The organism is Pseudarthrobacter oxydans, from assembly GCF_030812335.1.
GTDB classification, from domain to species: Bacteria; Actinomycetota; Actinomycetes; order Actinomycetales; family Micrococcaceae; genus Arthrobacter; species Arthrobacter oxydans_B.
On sequence record NZ_JAUSSN010000003.1, the window covers coordinates 427985 to 450511 of the forward strand.

At 68.4% G+C, this 22527-nt stretch carries 16 protein-coding genes; 7 read left to right on the forward strand and 9 right to left on the reverse strand.

Annotated features, from left to right (window positions below):
- Positions 1-3 precede the first annotated feature (3 nt).
- Positions 4-540 carry a GNAT family N-acetyltransferase gene (locus J2W14_RS07190; protein ID WP_307460421.1) on the reverse strand — a complete coding sequence of 179 codons (537 nt, stop codon included), beginning with the start codon at positions 538-540 and terminating at the stop codon, positions 4-6.
- 131 nt (positions 541-671) lie between these two features.
- Here J2W14_RS07190 and mshA point away from each other — a divergent pair, with 131 nt between their 5' ends.
- From mshA to J2W14_RS07205, 3 genes are all read left to right on the forward strand, one after another.
- Complete coding sequence (mshA, locus tag J2W14_RS07195; protein ID WP_307460424.1) at positions 672-1958, forward strand: D-inositol-3-phosphate glycosyltransferase; 1287 nt, start codon at positions 672-674, stop codon at positions 1956-1958.
- 58 nt (positions 1959-2016) lie between these two features.
- Positions 2017-3879 (forward strand): formate--tetrahydrofolate ligase, encoded by a 1863-nt coding sequence (locus J2W14_RS07200; protein WP_307460427.1) that lies wholly within the window; start codon positions 2017-2019, stop codon positions 3877-3879.
- Positions 3880-4214: 335 nt separating this feature from the next.
- Positions 4215-4997, forward strand: a complete 783-nt coding sequence (locus J2W14_RS07205; RefSeq protein WP_307460429.1) for an endonuclease domain-containing protein — start codon at positions 4215-4217, stop codon at positions 4995-4997.
- 136 nt (positions 4998-5133) lie between these two features.
- Here the strand turns inward: J2W14_RS07205 and J2W14_RS07210 are convergent, their stop codons facing one another.
- From J2W14_RS07210 to glmS, 8 genes are all read right to left on the reverse strand, one after another.
- Positions 5134-6219, reverse strand: a complete 1086-nt coding sequence (locus J2W14_RS07210) for an inositol-3-phosphate synthase (RefSeq protein WP_307460432.1) — start codon at positions 6217-6219, stop codon at positions 5134-5136.
- 188 nt (positions 6220-6407) lie between these two features.
- Positions 6408-7454 carry an L-glyceraldehyde 3-phosphate reductase gene (gene mgrA, locus J2W14_RS07215; RefSeq protein WP_307460435.1) on the reverse strand — a complete coding sequence of 349 codons (1047 nt, stop codon included), beginning with the start codon at positions 7452-7454 and terminating at the stop codon, positions 6408-6410.
- Positions 7455-7469: 15 nt separating this feature from the next.
- A complete protein-coding gene (treZ, locus tag J2W14_RS07220; RefSeq protein WP_307460623.1) occupies positions 7470-9242 on the reverse strand; it encodes a malto-oligosyltrehalose trehalohydrolase in 1773 nt (590 codons plus the stop codon).
- A 29-nt stretch (positions 9243-9271) separates the two neighbouring features.
- Complete coding sequence (gene treY, locus J2W14_RS07225) at positions 9272-11602, reverse strand: malto-oligosyltrehalose synthase (RefSeq protein ID WP_307460438.1); 2331 nt, start codon at positions 11600-11602, stop codon at positions 9272-9274.
- A complete protein-coding gene (gene glgX, locus J2W14_RS07230) occupies positions 11599-13962 on the reverse strand; it encodes a glycogen debranching protein GlgX (protein ID WP_307460442.1) in 2364 nt (787 codons plus the stop codon). Before glgX ends, treY begins: the two co-directional genes overlap by 4 nt.
- Before the next feature lie 111 nt (positions 13963-14073).
- Positions 14074-15588, reverse strand: a complete 1515-nt coding sequence (locus J2W14_RS07235) for an NAD(P)H-hydrate epimerase (protein ID WP_307460444.1) — start codon at positions 15586-15588, stop codon at positions 14074-14076.
- A 64-nt stretch (positions 15589-15652) separates the two neighbouring features.
- Positions 15653-16000: a holo-ACP synthase gene (locus J2W14_RS07240; RefSeq protein ID WP_024366340.1), complete on the reverse strand. Its 348-nt coding sequence runs from the start codon at positions 15998-16000 to the stop codon at positions 15653-15655.
- Between the two features lie 4 nt (positions 16001-16004).
- Positions 16005-17894: a glutamine--fructose-6-phosphate transaminase (isomerizing) gene (gene glmS / locus J2W14_RS07245; protein WP_307460448.1), complete on the reverse strand. Its 1890-nt coding sequence runs from the start codon at positions 17892-17894 to the stop codon at positions 16005-16007.
- Between the two features lie 146 nt (positions 17895-18040).
- Between glmS and coaA the strand changes: the two genes are divergently transcribed.
- From coaA to mscL, 4 genes are all read left to right on the forward strand, one after another.
- Positions 18041-19006 (forward strand): type I pantothenate kinase, encoded by a 966-nt coding sequence (gene coaA, locus J2W14_RS07250; RefSeq protein WP_307460450.1) that lies wholly within the window; start codon positions 18041-18043, stop codon positions 19004-19006.
- Positions 19007-19011: 5 nt separating this feature from the next.
- Positions 19012-19941, forward strand: coding sequence for a M15 family metallopeptidase (locus tag J2W14_RS07255; protein ID WP_307460453.1), 930 nt, complete (start codon positions 19012-19014; stop codon positions 19939-19941).
- A gap of 62 nt (positions 19942-20003) precedes the next feature.
- Complete coding sequence (locus tag J2W14_RS07260; protein ID WP_307460455.1) at positions 20004-21941, forward strand: hypothetical protein; 1938 nt, start codon at positions 20004-20006, stop codon at positions 21939-21941.
- Between the two features lie 86 nt (positions 21942-22027).
- On the forward strand, positions 22028-22432 hold the full coding sequence (gene mscL, locus J2W14_RS07265; protein ID WP_307460457.1) for a large conductance mechanosensitive channel protein MscL: 405 nt from the start codon (positions 22028-22030) through the stop codon (positions 22430-22432).
- Positions 22433-22527: the final 95 nt, after the last annotated feature.

Here is a 22527-nt window from a genome sequence, read left to right on the forward strand (position 1 = left end):
GCGCTACAGCCTGCGGTACATCAGGTGCAGGCCCACATAGCCCAGCCGAGGGTGCAGGAACGCTTCCGGGATGGTGGCCAGCACCTCGAAGCCCAGGGACTGCCAGGCGGCCACGGCCCGGACGTTGCTTTCCACGACGGCGTTGAACTGCATGGCGCGGAATCTGGCCGCCCGCGCCGCGTCGAGCGAGTAGGCGCACAGCCCGCGGGCCACGCCCTTGCCCCCGTGCGCCGGGTGGACCATGTACCCGGCATTGGCGACGTGGCTTCCGCCGCCGCCCTGGTTCGCGTGCAGCTCCCCGGTGCCCAGCACCACGCCGTCGAGCTCCCCGCGGCCCACGGCGACGAAGGTCTGCCCCGGGGGCTGTTTGAACCACCGTTCGCGGGCCTGGTGCTCGGTGGTGTCCCGGTCCCAGGTGAAGGTCTCCCCGGCCCTGATCACAGGTTCCAGGATCCCCCAGATCGCCGGCCAGTCCGTCCCGGCGGCGGGCCGGATGTCCCAGCCCGGGGCGGTGGAATCGGTCTCTTCGCGTGTGCTCACAGCCGTCACGTTAGCAGCATGCCCGGCGCTGTGACCGGCGCCGCCCACCGGCCTATGAACCCGCGGGATTTTCAGGAGTAGTGTTTTATCGAAATGCAGTTCCGGGCGTGTTCCAGGAGGAAGGGAAAAGAATGTCGCTGATCCGCCGCGTCGCGTTCCTCTCCCTGCACACCTCCCCGATGGAGCAGCCCGGGTCCGGCGACGCCGGGGGCATGAACGTGTACATCCGCGCGCTCGCCGCGGCCCTCGCCGACACCGGCGTCGAGGTCGAGATCTTCACCCGGTCCACCTCCGCCGGCCAGGCCGCCGTCGAGCACCCCTCCCCCGGGGTCTGCGTGCACAACGTCATGGCCGGCCCGGCCCGGAAGCTGCCCAAGGAAGAACTTCCCGAACTGCTGCACAGCATGGTCGCCGAAATCGACCGCATCCGCCAGCTCCAGCCGCACGGCCGCTACGACGTGATCCATTCGCACTACTGGGTGTCCGGGGTGGCCGGACTGGAGCTCGCCAGCCTGTGGGGACTGCCGCTCGTGCACACCATGCACACCATGGCCAAGGTCAAGAACCTGCTGCTGGTCTCCGGCGAGCAGCCCGAGCCGCGGCGGCGCGAGGACGGCGAACAGCGGATTGTCGACGGCGCCACCCGGCTAATCGCCAACACTGGCACCGAAGCGGCTGAACTGGTCTCGCACTACCACGCCGACAACGACCACATCGACGTGGCCCCGCCGGGGGTGGACCTGGACATCTTCACCCCGGCCTTCCGCAGCCGGGCCCGGACCGCCCACGGGATCCCGCCGGGCCGGTTCCACCTGCTGTTCGCCGGCCGGATCCAGCGCCTCAAGGGGCCGCAGATCCTGGTCAAGGCCGCCGCCCTGCTCCGGAACAGGCGTCCGGACATCGACCTGCAGCTGACCATCGTCGGCGCGGTCAGCGGGGCCAAGGACTTTGACCTGAAGTCGCTGATCAGCGCCGCCGGAATGGACGACGTCGTGACCCACCATCCGCCGGTCAGCGCACCGGAGCTGGCCGGCTGGTTCCGTTCCGCCGACGTCGTGGTGATGCCGTCCTACAGTGAATCGTTCGGTCTTGTGGCGCTGGAGGCCCAGGCCTGCGGCACGCCGGTGGTCGCCACCAAGGTCGGCGGGCTGTCCCGTGCCGTTTTCGACGGCCGGACCGGGATGCTCGTGGAGGGCCACAAGGCCGCCGACTGGGCCGACGCGCTCGAAGCCCTGTACGACGACCCGGCAACCCGTGCGGACATGGGCCGCGCGGCCGCCCTGCACGCGGAGGGATTCGGCTGGCACCGAACCGCCGCGGTCACGCTGGAGAGCTACCACACGGCGTTGAGCCAGTACTTTGGAAACCTGACCATTCCGGTGGGCCATACGCCCGCACCCGGAACCATCGGCCGGTAACAGCGGCCTGAACCCACTGGCCGGCACACCCACCGCCGCCACGAGCCAAAGGACGACGATGTCTGAAACCACGATTCCCGGATCAGCCGCCACAGCAGCCGCGGGAGGCGCCGGTGTTGCGGGAGGTGCCGGTGTCGCGGGCGCCGCCGGAGCTGTCGAGCCGGCCGGAGCTGCCGGCGCCGCCGAGTCGGCCGATGGCGCCGCGGGCACTGCCGAGCCGGCCGATGGAGCCGCCGCCGTGCTGAGTGATCTGGAGATCGCGCAGCGGGCCACCATGCGGCCGATCGAGGAGATTGCCGCGGCCGCCGGGATCAACGCCGAGGCGCTGGACTTCCACGGCCGCTACAAGGCCAAGATCGACCCTGCCAAGCTCGCCGGGTCAACGGGCGCTGCGCCCGGCGCCCCCGGCAAGGTGGTGCTGGTGTCGGCGATGTCCCCCACCCCGGCCGGTGAAGGCAAGTCCACCACGACGGTGGGGCTGGCGGATTCCCTCGCCCGCGCCGGCCACAAGGTGATGATTGCACTGCGGGAGCCGTCGCTCGGGCCGATCCTGGGCATGAAGGGCGGCGCCACGGGCGGCGGTTACTCCCAGGTGCTGCCGATGGACGAGATCAACCTGCACTTCACCGGCGATTTCCACGCCGTCACCTCGGCGAACAACGCCCTGATGGCCCTCGTGGACAACCACATCTACCAGGGCAACGAGCTGAACATCGACCCGCGCCGGATTACCTTCAAGCGGGTGCTGGACATGAACGACCGTTCGCTGCGCGAGGTCGTGATCGGCCTCGGCGGCCCGACGCAGGGCATCCCGCGGCAGGACGGCTTCGACATCACCGTGGCTTCGGAGATCATGGCGGTGTTCTGCCTCGCCACGGACCTCGCGGACCTCCGGGAACGGCTGGGCCGGATCACCTTCGGGTACACCTACGACCGGCAGCCGGTCACGGTCGCCCAGCTGGGTGTCCAGGGCGCCCTGACCATGCTGCTCAAAGACGCCATCAAACCGAACCTGGTGCAGACCATTGCCGGGACCCCGGCGCTGGTCCACGGCGGACCGTTCGCGAACATCGCCCACGGCTGCAATTCCCTCATCGCCACCCAGACCGCCCGCAGCCTGGCCGACATCGTCATCACCGAGGCCGGGTTCGGCGCCGACCTGGGCGCGGAAAAGTACATGGACATCAAGTCCCGCGTCGCCGACGTCGCCCCGTCCGCCGTCGTCATTGTGGCGACCGTGCGGGCCCTGAAAATGCACGGCGGCCTCCCCAAGGACCAGCTCAAGGAGCCCGACCTGGACGCGCTGGCCGCCGGCGTCGTCAATCTCCAGCGCCACGTGCGGAACGTGGAGAAGTTCGGCATCACCCCCGTCGTGGCGATCAACAAGTTCGCCACGGACACCCGGGAGGAGCTGGACTGGCTGCTGGAATGGTGCGCCGCGGAGGGCGTCCAGGCGGCCGTGGCCGATGTCTGGGGCCGCGGGGGCGGCGGTGACGGCGGCGACGAACTCGCGGCCAAGGTCGCCGCGGCCATTGAGGCGCCGCACACCTTCCGGCACCTGTACCCGTTGGAGATGTCGGTGGAGGACAAGATCCGAACGATCGTGCAGGAGATCTACGGCGCCGACGGCGTGGATTTCTCCGTCCCGGCGCTCAAGCGGCTCGCGGAGATCGAGAAGAACGGCTGGTCCGGCTTCCCGGTCTGCATGGCGAAGACCCAGTATTCCTTCAGCGACGACGCGAGCAAGCTCGGCGCCCCGAAGGGGTTCACCGTGCACGTCCGCGACCTTATCCCCAAGACCGGCGCCGGCTTCATCGTGGCCCTGACCGGCGCGGTCATGACCATGCCGGGGCTCCCGAAAGTCCCGGCCGCGATGCGCATGGACGTCGACGCCGAAGGAAACCCCGTCGGCCTATTTTAACCCTCCCTCACATCCGGCGTCCCTCCAACCAACCCTCCCTCACATTCGGCGCGGCGCTCCAAGGGGATCGTCGGAAACCGAACCTACTGCCACGCGCTGATCCGGGGCGCCTGTGGATAACTTCTACACGGTTATCCGTTTGGGTTCACAATTCCAGCATGAGAGAGCGAACGGAGCTTCCAAGTCCACTCGGCGCAGGACCCTTCACAATCGCCGATGCCCGGTCCCTGGGAGTGCCGAGAACCAGGCTCAGGCATTCTGACATAAGTCATGTCAGCAGAGGTCTCTACCGGCCCGTGGAATGGAGCTTCGGGTTGGAGGCGGCGGCTCGGTCGTTGTCCGTTGCGACGCCCGGGGCCTGGATCTCGCACGTCACCGCCGCCATACTCCGATGTCAGCTCCTGCCTCCGTGGCTCTCGGACTCTGAGGAGCTTCACCTGAGCAAGCCGCGGGCGCTGCCCGAGGTCCGGCGCAAGGGCATCATTGGGCACACGGTCCTGGCCTGGGAAGATGAGGTCGAATCGGCGGACGGCATCCGGATCAGCACGCCTCCGCGGACATGGCTCGACCTTGCCCGGCGGTTGAGCCTTCCCGAATTGGTCTGCATGGGTGACGAACTCGTTCGGATTCCCCGGTTCGGCTTGGAGGGCCGGAGCGAGCCCTTCGCGACCATCGACGGGCTGCGTTCAATGGTGAACCGCCACCCGAACCTTCAGGGAATCGTCCGCGCCCGGGCGGCCCTGGACTTGATGCGGGTGGGATCCGATTCAGGTCAGGAAACACTGCTGCGCCTGGCGATATGCGACGCAGGCCTCCCGGAGCCGGAGCTCCAGCTCCCCCTTCGTCCGGAGAGGCCTGGTTCCCCGACTGCGGACCTGGGGTACCGCCGTCGTCGGCTGGCCGTCCAATACGACGGCGCCCACCACCTGCTGCCCGCCCAGATCCACAGCGACCGCCGTCGTGACAAAGCCTTCGAGGCAGCGGGATGGACGGTGCTCGTCCTGACAAATGAGGACCTTGCGGACGGCTTCGCCGACGCCACCGCCAAGATCAAGCGAATCCTCCGCACCGCGTATCTCAGCCCGTCGTCGGCCGCAGGTTTTTCCAGCCCCACCTGAGGGAGCGATCCGGCGATACCTGCACAACGTGAGGGAGGATCGGGGTGGTAGCTGCCAGACGTGCGGGAGCGTCTGAGACGCAGGACGCTCCCACACCACAGGTGCGGGAGCGTCGGCGGAGCAGGGGAAGCGGGGGTTAGCGCTCCAGGTCGCCTCGGATGAAGGCCTCGACCTTGTCGCGGGCGAGGTCGTCGTTGAACTGCTCCGGCGGGGACTTCATGAAGTAGCTCGAGGCGGAGAGCAGCGGGCCGCCGATGCCGCGGTCCAGGCCGATCTTGGCGGCGCGGATGGCGTCGATGATCACGCCGGCGGAGTTGGGCGAGTCCCAGACCTCCAGCTTGTATTCGAGCGACACCGGGGCGTCGCCGAAGTTGCGGCCCTCGAGGCGGACGAAGGCCCATTTGCGGTCATCGAGCCACTGGACGTAGTCCGACGGGCCGATGTGGACGTCGCGCGGGGCGATGTCGGCCTCGACGTTGGAGGTGACGGCCTGGGTCTTGGAGATCTTCTTGGACTCGAGGCGGTCGCGCTCCAGCATGTTCTTGAAGTCCATGTTGCCGCCGACGTTCAGCTGATAGGTGCGGTCCAGGGTGACGCCGCGGTCCTCGAACAGCTTGGCCATGACGCGGTGCGTGATGGTGGCACCGATCTGGCTCTTGATGTCATCGCCCACGATCGGGACACCGGCGGCGGTGAACTTGTCCGCCCAGGCCTTGGTGCCGGCGATGAAGACCGGCAGGGCGTTGACGAAGCCCACACCGGCGTCGATCGCGCACTGGGCGTAGTATTCCGCGGCTTCCTGCGACCCGACCGGCAGGTAGCAGACCATCACGTCGACCTTGGCGTCCTTGAGGGCCTGGACGACGTCGACCGGCTCCTCCGTGGACTGCTCGATGGTCTCGAGGTAGTACTTGCCGAGCCCGTCGAGGGTCGGGCCGCGCTGGACGGTGACACCGGTCGGCGGGACGTCGGCGATCTTGATGGTGTTGTTTTCGCTGGCCAGGATGGCGTCGGCCAGGTCCAGGCCCACCTTCTTGCCGTCGACGTCGAACGCGGCAACGAACTGAACGTCGTTGACGTGGTACTTGCCGAACTCCACGTGCATCAGCCCCGGAATCGTGGCCTTGGGGTCGGCCTCCCGGTAGTACTCGACGCCCTGGACCAGCGAGGTGGCGCAGTTACCTACGCCGACGATTGCAACACGAATCGGATGTGAAGACACGGAACTCCTTTGGGGACAACTTCATGTGCCCGGCGCGGAAGTACTCTGATGCACGACGGCGGCAACGGGCACGGCGCCGTACGGCGCCCTTAGCATTCTAGTCAACGGCGCGGGGACCCGAGTTGTTCCCGGCCGCCGCGCCCGCCCGTATGACGGGTGGGCGGGGCAGGCACGGCGGGCGGGGCAGGCTAGGCAGTCGACTTCTGCGCCCACAGGTTGATGTCGGACTCGACGGCGAACTCGTCGATCGCCGTCAGTTCCGCGGCCGTGAAGCCGAGGTTGTTGATCGCGGACAGGGTGTCCTCGAGCTGGCGGACACTGGACGCGCCGACCAGGGCGGAGGTCACGGAGGTGCCCTTGCCCTGGTCGCGCAGGATCCAGGCGATGGCCATCTGCGCGAGGGTCTGCCCGCGGCCCTCGGCGATGCGGTGCAGTCCCCGCACCCGGTCCAGCTTGTCCTCGGTGATGCTGTCCTCGGCCAGGGACTTCTCCTGGGCGGCGCGTGAATCGGCCGGGATCCCGTTCAGGTAGCGGTCGGTCAGCATGCCCTGCGCCAGCGGCGAGAACGCGATCGAGCCGGCCCCCACCTGTTCCAGCGCCTCGTACAGGTTGGGGCTGCCGTTTTCGGTCCAGCGGTTCAGCATGGAGTAGCTGGGCTGGTGGATCAGCAGCGGGGTGCCGAGCTCCTTCAGGATCCGGGCGGCCTCGAGGGTCTGTTCCGGGGTGTAGGAGGAGATGCCGGCGTACAGCGCCTTCCCGGAGCGGACCGCGTGGTCCAGGGCGCCCATGGTCTCTTCCATCGGCGTTTCCGGGTCGGGACGGTGGCTGTAGAAGATGTCCACGTAGTCCAGGCCCATGCGGTTCAGCGACTGGTCCAGGCTGGCGAGCAGGTATTTGCGTGAGCCCCATTCGCCGAACGGGCCCGGCCACATGTTGTAGCCGGCCTTGGTGGAGATGATGAGCTCGTCCCGGTAGGGGGCGAAGTCGTCCTTGAGGTGCCGGCCGAAGTTGGTCTCGGCGGAGCCGGCCAGCGGCCCGTAGTTGTTGGCCAGGTCGAAGTGGTTGACGCCGAGGTCGAAGGCTCGGCGCAGGATGGCGCGCTGGGTTTCGAAGGGCTTGTCGTCGCCGAAGTTGTGCCACAGGCCGAGTGAAATGGCGGGGAGCTTCAGCCCGCTGCGTCCCACGCGGCGGTAGGGCATGGAGTCATACCGGGTGTCTGCTGCTACGTAAGTCATGCGTACTGTCCTGTCCTATTTTGAGATGATGGCGGCGCTGTGGCCGGGGAGGTCGAGCTGGCGGTCCGCGAGGCGCGCGCCGCCGTCGGTCGCCAGGGCGATAGTGCTGCCGGCAACGGCGAGCCGGTTCGGTGCGGCGGAGAAGTTCATCGCGACCTCCACGCTGCCGCGGCGCAGCCGGAGCCAGCGGTCGGCTTCGCTGAAGGCCACCGCGGTGTCCTCGAAGCCCAGGCCGGCGAGTTCCGGCGTCGCGCGCCTCAGCGCGATCAGCTGCCGGTACAGCTCCAGCAGCCGGGCGTGGTCACCTTCGGCGGCTTCGGCCCAGTTGAGCCGGGAGCGGGTGAAGGTCTCCGGGTCCTGCGGGTCGGGCACGACGGCGGGGTCCCAGCCCATCCGCTCGAACTCGCGGATCCGGCCCTCGGCCGTGGCCTTGCCGAGCTCCGGCTCCGGGTGCGAGGTGAAGAACTGCCACGGCGTGGTGGCGCCGTATTCCTCGCCCATGAACAGCATCGGCGTGAACGGCGAGGTCAGGGTCGCGACGGCGGCGAGCGCCAGCTGTCCGTACCCCAGGGTCTGCGACAGCCGGTCCCCGGTGGCCCGGTTGCCGATCTGGTCGTGGTTCTGGCTGCAGACCACCAGCGCCGCCGGGTGGACCAGGCCGGTGTTGATGGGCCGGCCGTGGTGGCGCCCGCGGAAGCTGGAGTAGCTGCCGTCGTGGAAGTAGCCGTCGACCAGGACCTTGGCCAAGGCCTCGAGGGATTCGAAGTCGGCGTAGTAGCCGGTGGCCTCCCCGCTGACGTTGACATGGACGGCGTGGTGGAAATCGTCGCTCCACTGCCCGGCCAGGCCGTGGCCGTTGAGGTTGCGCGGGTAGAGCAGCCGCGGGTCGTTGAGGTCCGACTCGGCGATCATCGTGGCGGGACGGCCGGTTTCGGCGGACACTTCGTCCGCGAGCGCACCGAACTCCTCGAGCAGGTGGACGGCCCGCTCGTCCTTGAAGGCGTGCACGGCGTCGAGCCGCAGCCCGTCCACGTGGTAGTCGCGCAGCCACATCGCAGCATTCTCCAGGATGTACTGGCGCACCGTGTCGGAGCCGGGGCCGTCGAGGTTCACCGAGTCGCCCCAGGTGTTGCCCTCCCCCGACTTCAGGTACGGCCCGAACCGGGAGAGGTAGTTCCCGCTGGGGCCGAGGTGGTTGTAGACGACGTCCTGGATGACGCCGAGCCCGGCGGCATGCGCGGCGTCCACGAAACGCTGGTAAGCGGCGGGTCCGCCGTAGCCTTCGTGCACGGCGTACCAGAGGACGCCGTCGTAGCCCCAGTTGTGGGTGCCGTTGAAGCCGTTCACCGGCAGCAGCTCGACAAAATCGATGCCGAGGTCCACCAGGTAGTCGAGCTTCCCGATGGCCGCGTCCAGCGTGCCCTCGGGGGTGAAGGTCCCCAGGTGCAGCTCGTAGATCACGGCCCCCTGCAGCCCGCGGCCCTGCCACTGCCCGTCCGCCCACTCGTGGCTGCCGGCGTCGAACGTGCGCGACAGGGAGTGGACGCCCTCGGGCTGCCGCCGGGACCGGGGGTCCGGCAGCGGGGTGGTGTCCCCGTCGAGCAGGTAGCCGTAGTCGACGTCCCCGGAGGCCGGGGCCTCCGGGGCGGTCCACCACCCGTCAGGGCCGGCCCCGACGCCGGTCCGCCGGGTCATCGGGTAGTGCCGGCCGTCGGCCAGCAGCGTCACGGTGCCCGCTTCCGGCGCCCAGAGGTCGAAGCGTTCATTTCCGTTCGCGAGCAAAGTGATCACAGCTTTCCGTCTATCGGTGGTTTCAATCAGTGCTTGGCGGGGACCAGCAGGGCAACCGGGTAGCTGGCCAGGATGGCGGCCACCTCCACGGCGCCCGGGCCGAAGGTGGCGCCCGTCAGTTCGTCGGTCATGGCGCCGTCCAGCTGGATGGCGGTGTCCCGCCAGCCGCCCTGCTGCTCCAGTCCGCGGGGCAGCCGGGTCGCGAGCGTGACGGCCCCGGTGCCTGCGGCGCCGACCCGGTCGAAGCCGACCAGGTGCCCGGCGGCCGAGCCGGTTGCCGCCACGGGGCGGTAGCCCGTGAACAGCTCCGGGCGGTCGCGGCGCAGGCGCAACGCCCGCGAGGTGACCAGGAGTTTCGCCGCGTCATCGGTGTACGACGCCGGGCGTTCGCCGGCCTCGAGCGCGGCCAGGGCCGTGCGCCGCGCACCGTAGTCGAACGGCCGCCGATTGTCCGGATCCGTCAGCGAACGGTCCCAGAACTCGGTGCCCTGATACACGTCCGGGACCCCGGGCATGGTCAGCTGCACCAGTTTGGCGCCCAGCGAGTTGACGGCCCCGTACGGCGCCAGGAGGTCCACGAAGGACTCCAGTTCCGCCCGGACGTCGGCGTTGTCGAAGGCCGCGTCGACGGCGGCGGCCAGCTTCTCCTCGAATTCGGCATCCGGGTCCAGCCAGTCGGTCGAGTTGCCGGCCTCCCGGGCCGCCTTCTGCGCGTAGGACTGCAGCCGGTCCCGGTCCGCGGGCCAGACGCCGGCGATGGCCTGCCACAGCAGGTTGGCGAGCGGCCCGTCGGGCAGCGGCGCCAGTTCCTGCAGCCGGGCCAGGGCGGCCCGCCACTGGGAGGCCATCTCCGCGAGCACGGAGATCCGGGCCCGGGTGTCCTCGCTGCGCTTGGTGTCGTGCGTGCTCAGCGTCGTCATGGACAGCGGAAGCTCGGCCTGCCGCCGGGCCATCCGGTGGTGGAACTCGTCGGGGTCGACCGAGAACTCGGTGGGATCGGCCCCGACTTCCGTCAGGGTGCCCAGCCGCGTGTAGCGGAAGAACGCGGTGTCCTCCACGCCCTTGGCCATAACCATGCCGGAGGTCTGCTGGAAGCGGCGTCCCAGCTCGGCGTCCGGCTCCGGGCCGGCGTCGAGGAGCAGCGGCAGCAGCAGCCCGACGGCGTCGGCCAGCTCAGGCCGGCGGCGGACGGCAAGTTCGCACGCCTCCTTCAGGACATCCGCGCCCTCGGGCAGGTAGCTGCGGTACACCGGGAAGGCGGCAATGATTTCGGACAGGGCATCGGCGGCCGCTTCAACCGTGAGACCAGTTCCGGACGGCACCAGCCGGGCCAGCCGGAGCATCTCGGAGTGGAGGATCCCGTCGGTGATCCGGCGCTTGGTGCCCCGGATCATCTCCTCGTAGTCCGCCGCCTGGCCGCCGCGCAGCTCGGTGTCGAGCGCGTCGAGGGTGTCCTGCCCGGCGGGGTCGACGAAAAGCCGGTCCACGTCCGCGAGGGCGTCGTAGCCGGTGGTCCCCTCGCAGTCGAAGCCCGCCGGGAGCACCTCCCCCGGTTCCAGGATCTTCTCGATCAGCAGGTAGCTGCCGCCCGTGACCTCGCGGAGCCGGCGCAGGTAGCCCTCCGGATCGGCCAGGCCGTCCGGGTGGTCGATCCGCACGCCGTCGACCAGCCCGTCGCGGAACCAGCGCACGATCTCGGCGTGGGCCTCGTCGAAGACCTCCGGGATCTCGACCCGGATGCCGGCCAGGCTGTTGACGGCGAAGAACCTGCGGTAGTTCAGCTCGTTGTCGGCCCGGCGCCAGCCGACCAGCTCGTAGTGCTGCCGGTCGTGGACCTCGCGGGGGTCGTCCCCTTCGGTATAGCTGCCCTCGGCCAGCGGGAAGCGGTGGTCGTAGTACCGCAGCTCCCCGTCCTTGACTTCCAGCGCCTCGACGTCGGCGTCCGATCCCAGCACGGGGATCCGGATCCGGCCGCCGCCGAAGTCCCAGTCGACGTCGAACGCCGGGGCGTAGCGGGACTGCTGTCCCTCCTTGAGCAGGGACCACCACCACGGGTTCTGCACGGGGGTCGCGACGCCGACATGGTTGGGCACGATGTCGACGAGCACTCCCATCCCGGCTTCCCGCGCAGCCCGCGACGCGGCGGCCAGTCCCTCAGCGCCGCCCCGGTCGGGGTCGATCGCGGAGGGGTCGGTCACGTCATAGCCGTGGTCCGAGCCCTGCTCCGCGGTCAGGATCGGCGAGAGGTAGATCCAGTCCACGCCGAGCGACTTCAGGTAGGGCACGGTCTCGGCAGCATCCTGGAGGGTGAAGCCGGGCCGGATCTGAAGCCGGTAGGTGGAAACCGGGGTCCTCATTTGGCGGGCCCCTTCGAATCCTTCGGCTTCCCGGCCGGCTTCTTCCGGGCGGCCCCCTTGGCCGACGGTGCCTTGGCCTTTGCGGCGGCGGCCTTGGCGGCAGCGGCCTCCTCGGCGGCGGCAGCCTCGGCGGCGGCGGCCTCCTCGGCGGCGGCAGCCTCGAGCTCGGCGGCAGCCGCTGCCGAACCCTCTTCCTCGTGCTCGGCCATCACAGCCAGCGACGCGGCGGCGGAGTAGTCCACTTCCACCTCGGGGCCGGAGTGCGCGCGGAGCACCACCATCGACTTGGCAGCGAGCCCTATCACCGAGCCGGCCTTGAGCGGTTCCGCGGTGTCGGCCTGATCCGCGGTGTCCACCAGGACGTCCCAGAACTTGGAGTATTCCTCGGCCGGCAGCTCAAAGTCCACGTCGTCGTCGTGGGCGTTGAAAGCGAGCAGGAAGCTGTCGTCGGTGATCCGGCGGCCGCGGGAGTCCTGCTCCTGGATGCCGTGCCCGTTGTAGAACACACCGATGGTCCGGCCGAAGCCGCTGTCCCAGTCCTCCGGGAGCATTTCGGTGCCGTCCGTTTTCAGCCAGACGATGTCCGGCAGCTTCTCGCCCTCACCGCGGCGGACCGGGCGGCCGTCGAAGAACCGGCTGCGCCGGAACGTCGGGTGGTCGTGGCGGATCTTGTTGACGACGGCGGTGAACTCCACCAGGGGCTGGTCCATCGCGTCCCAGTGGATCCAGCTCAGCTCGGAGTCCTGGCAGTAGGTGTTGTTGTTGCCCTGCTGCGTGCGGCCGAGCTCGTCGCCGTGCAGGAGCATCGGGACGCCCTGCGAGAGCAGCAGGGTGGCGATGAAGTTGCGCTGCTGGCGGGCCCGGAGGGTCAGCACGCGGTCGTCGTCGGTGTCACCCTCTGCGCCGCAGTTCCAGGACCGGTTGTGGGATTCGCCGTCGTTGTTGCCCTCGCCGTTGGCGTCGTTATGCTTCTCGTTGTAGGACACCAGGTCGCGCATGGTGAAGCCGTCGTGGGCGGTGACGAAGTTGATCGAGGCGACCGGGCGCCGCGCCGAACTTTCGTAGAGGTCCGCGGAGCCGGTCAGGCGGGACGCGAACTCGCCCAGGGTGGACGGCTCGCCGCGCCAGAAGTCGCGGACCGTATCGCGGTATTTGCCGTTCCACTCGGTCCACTGCGGCGGGAAGTTGCCCACCTGGTAGCCGCCCGGGCCGATGTCCCAGGGTTCGGCGATGAGCTTGACCTGGGAAACGATCGGGTCCTGCTGGATGAGTTCGAAGAAGGTGGAGAGCTTGTCGACGTCGTAGAACTCGCGGGCGAGCGTGGAGGCGAGGTCGAAGCGGAAGCCGTCGACGTGCATTTCCGTCACCCAGTAGCGCAGGGAGTCCATCAGCAGCTGGAGGGAGTGCGGGTGCCGGACGTTGAGGGAGTTTCCGGTGCCGGTGTAGTCCATGTAGTGCTTCAGGTCGTCGTCGACGAGGCGGTAGTAGGCCTGGTTGTCGATGCCCTTGAAGGACAGGGTGGGGCCGAGGTGGTTGCCTTCCGCGGTGTGGTTGTAGACCACGTCCAGGATTACTTCGATGCCGGCCTTGTGCAGCTCGCGGACCATGGCCTTGAATTCCTGGACCTGGTGCCCGACGTCGCCGGAGGAGCTGTAGGTGTTCTGCGGGGCGAAGAAGCCGATGGTGTTGTAGCCCCAGTAGTTGGTGAGGCCCTTCTCCTCCAGCGTGCCGTCGTTGACGAACTGGTGCACGGGCATGAGCTCGATCGCGGTGACGCCGAGCTTCTTCAGGTGGTCAATCACCGCCGGGTGCGACACTCCGGCGTACGTGCCGCGCTGGTCTTCGGGGACCTCCGGGTGGAGCTCGGTCAGGCCCTTGACGTGGGCCTCGTAGATGACCGATTCGTGATAGGGGATGCGGAGCTGGCGGTCGCCGTCCCATTCGAAGAACGGGTTGATGACCACGCCGTGCATGGTGTGCGGCGCCGAGTCGCTGTCGTTGCGGGAATCGGGGTCGCCGAATTCGTAGGTGAACAGCGCCGGGTCCCAGTCGATCTGGCCCTGGACGGCCTTGGCGTAGGGGTCCATCAGCAGCTTGTTCGGATTGAAGCGGTTGCCGTTCTCGGGCTCGTACGGGCCGTGGACACGGTAGCCGTACTTCTGGCCGGGCTGGATGTGCGGCAGGTAGCAGTGCCACACATAGCCGTCCACCTCGGTCAGCTCAATGCGCGTCTCAGACAAATCATCAGCAAGGATACAAAGCTCCACCCGTTCCGCGCGTTCGCTGAACAGGGCAAAGTTGGTGCCGGTGCCGTCAAAGGTGGCTCCCAGCGGGTATGCCGTTCCGGGCCAGACTTCCATGTGTACTCCTCGTGCGTGGCGAAAATTCTCTAGACAGACAAAAAATTCTCTAGACAGCCTACTTGTAAGTAGGTTTACTAATTGACTCGGCGCACTCGGTGTGCGCGTTTGTTACAGCTTGGCGATGACCTCCCGCACGGATTGCGCGACGTCCGACGCCGTCACCGGCCCGCCGTCCGAGGCGAGGCTTCCGGCCCGGCCGTGGACGCTGGCGGCCAGCGCCGCAATGCCGGCCCAGCGGTCATCGGCGCGGATCCCGAGGGAAGTGAACGTGCCGGGGGCTCCGGCCAGCTGCGCGAGCAGGGCCCCCAGGATGCCGGCCAGCACGTCCCCGCTGCCGGCCGTTGCCAGCCACGGGGTCGCGTCGGCCTGGCTGAAGACGGCTCCCGAGGGAGCGGCCACGAGCGTCGTGGCGCCTTTGAGCAGGACCGTAGCCCCGGTCAGTTCGCTAGCCCGCCGGGCGGCAGCGAGCGTGGCGCCCTCCACTCCGGGGCGTCCGGGGGCGGCACCGTAGCGGGCCAGCAGGGTTTCCAGCTCGCCGGCGTGCGGTGTCAGCACGAAGTGCGGGGCGAGGGTCCGGTGCAGGGCAGGCAGTGCCCCGGCGTCGGCCACGACGGGAAGCCCGGTGGCCGCGGCGTCGGCCACGCGTTCGAGCTGCTCGTGGGCCTGCTCGTCGATCCCCGGTCCCAGCAGCCAGGCCTGGACGTGGGCGTCCGCGGCGTTGCCGGAGCTGCACACGACTTCCGGGCAGGACCGGCGGACGAGGTCGGCGACGTCCGGGGGGCCGAGGTAACGCACCATGCCCACCCCGGCGGCCAGCGCGCCGCGGCAGGCCAGCACCGCGGCGCCGGGGTACTGCTGCGAGCCGGCCACGACGCCGAGGACGCCGCGGGAGTACTTGTGGGAGCGCCGCTGGGGGTGGGGCAGGAGTGCGGCGAGGTCCGCGGACTGCAGCCGGCGCAGCGCCGGGTCCGGCAGGGCAGTCTCGATCCCGATCGGGATCACCTGCACCCGCCCGGCGTAGTCTGCCCCGGGATCGGCCAGCAGCCCGGCCTTGGCAGCGCCGAACGTCACGGTCAGCTCCGCGCGGAGCACGGGGGGATGGGCTTCCCCGGTGTCGGCGTCCACCCCGCTGGGGATGTCGCAGGCCACCACGAGCCCTGGCCGGGCGCGTTCCAGCGCCTCGGTCAGCTCCGCGGCCGGGCCGCGGAGCCCGCCCTGCGCGCCGGTGCCGAGGACCGCGTCGAGGACGACGCCGGACGCCGTGGCGGCTGCCGACGCATCGGCGACGTTCCCGTGGGTCAGTCGGATCACCCGGCCGCCGGCCTTTTCGAAGGCCCGAAGCCCTTCCGGGTGCGCCTCCCCGGCGGTGAGCACCGCCGTCGTCCGCATGCCGCGGCCGGCCAGCATGGCGGCCGCGAACAGGCCGTCCCCGCCGTTGTTGCCCTTGCCGGCGAGCACGGTGACGCTGGCGCCGTAGAGGCGCTCCCCGCGGGCGCGCAGTTCGCGGACCACCGCGTTGGCCAGCCCGTGGGCGGCCCGCTGCATGAGAACAGCGCCCGCACCGGAGATAAGAAAAGGCTGTTCAGCCTCTCTAATCTGGGTTCCGGTGTAGGCGCTGATCATCGTTTCAGTCCGTTCGCGGTGCAGTCGCTGGGGGAAGTGCGGCGTGGTTCGTCGCTGGTGACGCTCAGCCTTCGGCGATGACGGTCGCCGTGGCGATGCCGCCGTCGTGGCTCATGGACAGGTGCCAGCGTTTGACGCCTTTCGACTCGGCCACGGCCAGCACGGTGCCCTTGACCTGGACGGTGGGACCGTTCTGGTCCAGCCCGATCCAGCAGTCCTGCCAGTTCATGCCGGCCGGGGCGCCGAGGACCTTGGCCACGGCCTCCTTGGCGGCGAACCGGGCCGCCAGGGAGCGGGTGTTCAGTTCCCGCTCCGCGGGGACGAACAGCCTGTCGCGCAACCCGGGGGTGCGCTCCAGCTGCCGGCCGAACCGTTCAATGTCTACGACGTCTACGCCAATGCCAACAATCATGGCGTTATTCTACGGTCACGCTTTTGGCCAGGTTGCGAGGCTGGTCCACGTCGTAACCCTTGGCGGATGCCAGGGCGAGGGCGAAAATCTGCAGCGGCACGGTGCTGAGCAGCGGGGCCAGCAGCGTGGGGGTCTCCGGGATGTAGAAGACGTGCTCGGCGTAGGCCTTGACGGCCTCGTCGCCTTCTTCCGCGATGACAATCGTCTTGGCGCCGCGGGCTCGGACTTCCTGGATGTTGGAGACGACCTTGGCGTGCAGCGAGTCGCGGCCCCGGGGCGAGGGAACCACTACGAAGACCGGCTGGCCCTCTTCGATCAGCGCGATCGGGCCGTGCTTGAGCTCACCCGCGGCGAAGCCCTCGGCGTGGATGTAGGCGAGCTCCTTGAGCTTGAGCGCGCCCTCCATCGCGACCGGGAAGCCGACGTGGCGGCCCAGGAACAGCACTGACTTGGCGTCGGCCATGGACTGGCCGAGCTCCTTGATCTGGGCCTCGTTGTCGAGGATCCGCTGGATCTTGGCCGGGATCTTGTTGAGGTCCGCGAGGATGTCCTTGATCTCGCCCTGGAACTTGTTGCCGCGCAGCTGGGCCAGGTAGAGGCCCAGGAGGTAGGCGGCGGTGATCTGCGCCAGGAAGGCCTTGGTGGAGGCGACGGCGATTTCCGGGCCTGCGTGGGTGTAGAGCACGGCGTCGGATTCGCGCGGGATCGTGGAACCGTTGGTGTTGCAGATCGAGACCGTCTTCGCGCCCTGTTCCTTGGCGTAGCGGACGGCCATCAGCGTGTCCATGGTCTCGCCGGACTGGGAGATCGAGACGATCAGGGTGTTCTCGTCCACGATCGGGTCGCGGTAGCGGAATTCGTGCGAGAGCTCCACCTCGGTGGGGATCCGGCACCAGTGCTCGATCGCGTACTTGGCGACCTGTCCGGCGTAGGCGGAGGTTCCGCACGCCAGGACGATGATCTTGTCCACATGCTTGAGCAGTTCCGGATCAACCCGGAGCTCATCGAGGGTCAGCCGGCCGTTGACGTCGGAGCGGCCCAGCAGAGTCTGCAGCACGGCGTCCGGCTGGTCGTGGATTTCCTTCTCCATGAAGGACGGGAAGCCGCCCTTTTCCGCCGAGGCCGGGTCCCAGTCGACGTGGTATTCCTTGCCTTCGGCCGGGGCGCCGTAGAAGTCCGTGATCTCGACGGTGTCGGCGGTGATGGTGACGATCTGGTCCTGGCCGAGTTCGACCGCGCGGCGGGTGTAGTCGATGAAGCCGGAGACGTCGGAGCCGAGGAAGTTCTCGCCGTCGCCGAGGCCGACGACGAGCGGGGAATTGCGGCGGGCCGCCACGACGACGTCGGGCTGGTCCGCGTGGATAGCGAGAAGGGTGAAGGCGCCTTCGAGGCGCTGGCAGGCAAGCTGCATGGCTTTGGTCAGGTCGCCCTTGGACGAGCCGTGGACCTGGTTCCGGTAGATGTCGCCCAGCAGCGCGGCGGCGACCTCGGTGTCGGTCTCGGACTTGAAGTCCACGCCCTTGCGCACGAGCTCCAGCTTGAGCTCGGCAAAGTTTTCGATGATGCCGTTGTGGATCACGGCCAGCTTGCCCTCATCCGCGAGATGCGGGTGGGCGTTCAGGTCGGTCGGGCCACCGTGGGTCGCCCAGCGCGTGTGACCGATGCCGGTCAGCGAATCCGGGAGCGGGCTGGCCTCGAGTTCGGCGATCAGGTTGCTCAGTTTGCCCGACTTCTTGCGGGACGAAATGGTTCCGTCAGCCACGACGGCGATGCCTGCGGAGTCGTAGCCCCGGTACTCCAGTCGCCGCAGTCCCTCAAGGACAACGTCCAGGGCATTGTGTCCAGTATTTACCCGGCCAGCGGAGTGGCCCACATATCCAACGATTCCACACATGGACCCAAGCCTAGCGGGTTTCCCGGACAGAGGACGTAGGACCAGCGCCCATTACACGCCGTCCGAGGCCCAGGGCGGGGCGCGCCTGCTGCACGGACAGGTCGGTCCATTTCGCTCTCGGCCCGGCGGAGGGCAGAATCTCTATAGTGACTTTGCAACGCAATGAAGCGAACGGCGACGGCGTCTCCCCGTTCGTGGAGCTGGACCGCCAGACCTGGTCCCGGCTCGCTGCCCAGATGGAGCAGCCCCTCAACGAGGAGGACGTACTCCGTCTCCGCGGCCTCGGCGATCCCCTGGACATGAAGGAAGTCCGCGAGGTCTACCTCCCGCTGTCCCGGCTGCTGCACCTGTATGTCGAGGCGGCAGGCCAGCTTCATGCGGCAACCACCACCTTCCTGGGCGAGCAGACCCAGCGCACCCCGTTTGTGATCGGCGTCGCCGGTTCGGTGGCCGTGGGCAAGTCGACCATCGCCCGGGTGCTCCGCGAGATGCTCCGCCGCTGGCCCGGCACCCCCAATGTTGAGCTCATCACCACCGACGGCTTCCTGTATCCGCTGGCCGAACTCAAGCGGCGCCAGCTGCTGGAGCGCAAGGGCTTCCCCGAGTCCTATGACCGCCGCGCCCTGCTCCGCTTTGTGAGCGAGATCAAGGGCGGCGCCGAGGAAGTCCGGGCGCCCTGGTACTCCCACGTGACCTATGACATCGTCCCGGGCAAGGAAGTGGTGGTGCGCCGCCCCGACGTGCTGATCGTCGAGGGCCTGAACGTCCTGGCGCCGGCCCGGCCGCGGCACGACGGCCGGCAGGGACTGGCGCTGAGTGACTTCTTCGACTTTTCCATCTATGTTGATGCCAAAACGTCCTACATAGAGGAGTGGTACGTGGACCGCTTCCGCAAACTCCGGACCACGGCCTTCGCGCAGCCCGAGTCCTACTTCCACCGCTACGCCACGCTCTCGGATGCCGAGGCGGAGGAGACTGCCCGCGAGATCTGGAAGCGCATCAACGAACCGAACCTCGAGGAAAACGTCCTCCCCACCCGCGGCCGCGCGCAGCTGGTCCTCACCAAGGACGCCGACCACTCCATCCGCCGCATGCTGCTCCGCAAGGTCTAGCACAGGTGTGCTACGACGGGTCCGCTGAGCATCCGGCCGCGCCGGAGGCCGTCCCCGACCCGCCCAGCCGGCGGGCCTTCAGCCGCCTGCTGCTGGCCGGCTCGGGCCTTGCAGCCCTGAGCGCCTGCTCCCCGGGAGAGGCCCGTCCGACGGCGTCCGCCACGGCCTCCCCGTCCTTGGCAACGACGACGGCGGATACCACCGCGACGGCTTCGGCCTCCGCCGAGCCCTCCGCTGAGCCCTCCGCTGAGCCCCTGCCGGACAGTCCCGCCGCGACAGTGCCGGCAGACACGCCGCCGGCCGCGGAGCCATCCGCTGCCGCGCCTGCAGCCAAGCATTCGCTCACCGACCCGGCGAGCCCCTGGGTGGTCGTGAACAAGCACCGGCCGCTCTCCCCCGCAGGCTATGTACCGGCCGATCTGGTCCAGCCGCGGGTGCGCCTGGCCACCTCCGGTGAGTCGGCCCTGCTCAACAGCACGACGGCGGCCGCGGCGGAGAAGATGTTCGCGGCGGCCGCTTCGGCTGGCGTCGTCATCACCCTCGCCAGCGGCTACCGCTCCTTCAACACCCAGATCGCCACCTACAACCGGTGGGTGAACGCGGAGGGGCAGGCCGCGGCGGACACCGCCTCCGCACGGCCCGGCTATTCGGAGCACCAGACCGGCTGGTCCTTCGACATCGGCGACGGCAGCGGCCGGGACAGCTTCACCCCCGCGTTCGCCAATCAACCGGCAGCGGTCTGGGTCAAGGCCAACGCCCACCTGTTCGGCTTCGTGGTGCGCTACCCGTGGATGTTCCATGAGATCACCGGCTATTACTACGAACCCTGGCACCTGCGCTACGTCGGTGTGGAGACGGCGGGCCAGATGAACAGACGGGGCATCGCGACCCTCGAGGAGTACTTCGGGCTGGAACCGGCACCGGGTTACTTGTAGGACTGCGCCGCGCGGATGCAAGCCCGCGGTGGGCTCCGCCTCAGGCCGTGTACATTGTCCGCATGGGGGACACCGCGGACGGCCGCGCGCGCGACGAAATCGACGCCATCGTGGGGCGTATCGCCGCACGGGCGCATGCCGATGAGCGGCTGGGCGGAAGTGGCCCCGACGCGGAGCTGGCAGCCGAACTCAGCGCTGCGCTCGAATTCCTGCCGCAGCTCAGGCTCCGCACCCTCCGGGCCCTGGAAAAGGACCTCGCCCGGCCGGACAGCCCCGCAACCGCGGGACCCCAGGGCCGGGGGCAGTCGGGCGAACCAGGCGTGGCCAGGTTCCTCGTCCGAGTGTGTTCGCAGACCCACGGCCCGTACAGCTCTCCGCGCTCCGCGCACGCCATCGAGGCGTCACTGCTGGACCTGCTGATGTTGCGGGACGTCCGGCTCGCTCATGGCAGCAGCATGTACCACCGGTGCTTGAACGGCGTCAAAGCCATCCTCGGCCTCGGCCCAGAAGACAGTCTGGCGGAACACGGCGTCGCCCGATTCGGTGCCCGCGGCATAGTTTCACTGCTGCACATTTCAGTGTCTTTGGCAGACCTGCAGTTCAGCCAAACATCGGCCCACATCACGCCCCGGATGGGTTACGCAGGATTGGACGCTCACGCGGATGCCGTGGACGACTGCCACTTCATGACGGCCGCCTTCGCCCGCTGGATCTTGAAGACCGACCCCTCCCTTGCCAAGCTCGCGGCCCTGGCCGCCAACGGACGGCTGGCCGAGTATGGGATATCACCGGCCGAGCTGGATCCGGAGAAACTTCGGGCGGAGCTCGCCAAGGTGGACGTTGCCGCGGTGGCCGGATCCCTGCCCGACGTCGACACTGGAAGTTTCCACGCCGGGCACGTCGGCAGCGGCACCTCGGAGCGGCGTCAGCGTCGCCGACCCGATCTATCGGAGCTCGACGACGGCGGGAAGGGAAGTTTTGACGTCGCTATCCCGCCGACTGCGCGCAATCCCGCGACGGCCGGAGACGCCTTCGAGAAACACATTTCCCGCCGGGAATCCAACCTCGTCATCCGACGGCTAAGCGCCGCGGCGTGGGTTGCCTGTCCGCTCGCCTTTGTCGGCCTTTACCTTTGGATGGCCTGGCCGGCGTTGGGGGAACTACTGGCAGGACCCGGAAGCGCCGGGTGGACCGGACTTTTTGTATTTGTCCTTACCGCCGCCCTGGGCGGAAGCCTGATCGCCATGGGAATCTCGTCCTGGCTGGAGCTTCGGGTCAGCGGGTTTTTCCAGGTGGCCCGCGAGCTGACCCGCTACACGGTGCTGCAGGGCCGGCGGGACAGGGAATTCCTCCGGGCCCTGCGTGTTCTTCGCCCCGGCCTGTTTGACCGCTCGGCGACGGCAGGCCTGCCACGACTGTTCACAGTCTGCTTCGACGAGGAAGGAGCATTGCTGCTTGGAGGCAACACCCAGCCGTCTGTAGTCGCAGCATTTCACTGGCTGCATGTGCGCCAGATTTTCGCGGAACCGCCTGTCCGCGGCCGCCAGCCCAAGCGCGGTCACGGCCAGCGCGTGGTCCTCGTGGTTCGGAAGGACGGCAGGGATGTCGAGCTGAAGTTCCCCCTCGAACGCGCCAAGGTTGCCTGGACCACACGCACATTTTTGGAAGCTGACCCCGTCAAGGCAGCACTGGCGCTCCTGCAGGGGATGCGGACGCTCAGCTCGCTTGACGGCCCGGGCATGTCCCGGCCAGGGATACGACAAATGACCCCTGAGACGAAGGAACGCATGCACTTGTTGTTGCGTCAGGACGCAGTGCTGGAAGGCACGGACTATGAAAACGAGGCGTTGGAATACGAGCGGCGGCCTCGGCCTCCCCTGGCACCCGCAGCTTCGGCCTTCCTCCGCTACCGCCGGAGTCAGATAACCCGCGGGTTGGTCGTGATAGTGCTCCTGTGCGCGGCGGCCGGCCCGTTGCTTCTTATGTTGATTCTGCGGTAGGACCCCGGGGCGGACGTCCCGCCGCCAGCCCGCCGATATAACCCGGCCGTCACGTCCTGTTCACGGCGCTGGGATAGCTTGGGGGCATGCTGACAGGATTCAAGAACTTTATTCTCAAGGGCAACGTCGTGGACCTTGCCGTCGCAGTCGTCATCGGCGCCGCGTTCGGCGCCGTGGTCACGGCACTGGTCCAGAGCGTCCTCATGCCGTTCATCGCGGGACTGGTGGGTTCGCCCAACTTCGACAGCTTCGCCGTGGTGACCCTGAACGGCAATGACATCAAGTTCGGCGTGCTGCTGACGGCGATCGTCAACTTCCTCCTGGTCGCTGCCGCCATCTACTTCGTTGTCGTTGTGCCCATGAACCACATGATCGAACGGCGCAACCGCCGCCTCGGCATCACACCGGACGTCAAGGAAGAGGCAGCCGAGGATCCGCAGATCGCCCTGCTGACCGAAATCCGGGACGCCTTGCACCAGCGCCAGCTGTAGTCCACGCAACCCTGACAATCACTCACCAACCGACGCAATAAAAGAACGGCCCGCCCCTGAAGGGCGGGCCGTTCTTTTACGTGAGAAGGGGCTGC

Bases quoted from the DNA above. Each gene is read 5' to 3' on its own strand.
- mshA (WP_307460424.1), top strand. From the start codon at position 672: ATGTCGCTGATCCGCCGCGTCGCGTTCCTCTCCCTGCACACCTCCCCG.
- J2W14_RS07200 (WP_307460427.1), top strand. From the start codon at position 2,017: ATGTCTGAAACCACGATTCCCGGATCAGCCGCCACAGCAGCCGCGGGA.
- mscL (WP_307460457.1), top strand. From the start codon at position 22,028: ATGCTGACAGGATTCAAGAACTTTATTCTCAAGGGCAACGTCGTGGAC.
- J2W14_RS07235 (WP_307460444.1), bottom strand. From the start codon at position 15,588: ATGATCAGCGCCTACACCGGAACCCAGATTAGAGAGGCTGAACAGCCT.
- glgX (WP_307460442.1), bottom strand. From the start codon at position 13,962: ATGGAAGTCTGGCCCGGAACGGCATACCCGCTGGGAGCCACCTTTGAC.
- treY (WP_307460438.1), bottom strand. From the start codon at position 11,602: ATGAGGACCCCGGTTTCCACCTACCGGCTTCAGATCCGGCCCGGCTTC.
- mgrA (WP_307460435.1), bottom strand. From the start codon at position 7,454: ATGACTTACGTAGCAGCAGACACCCGGTATGACTCCATGCCCTACCGC.
- J2W14_RS07240 (WP_024366340.1), bottom strand. From the start codon at position 16,000: ATGATTGTTGGCATTGGCGTAGACGTCGTAGACATTGAACGGTTCGGC.
- J2W14_RS07260 (WP_307460455.1), top strand. From the start codon at position 20,004: ATGGGGGACACCGCGGACGGCCGCGCGCGCGACGAAATCGACGCCATC.
- glmS (WP_307460448.1), bottom strand. From the start codon at position 17,894: ATGTGTGGAATCGTTGGATATGTGGGCCACTCCGCTGGCCGGGTAAAT.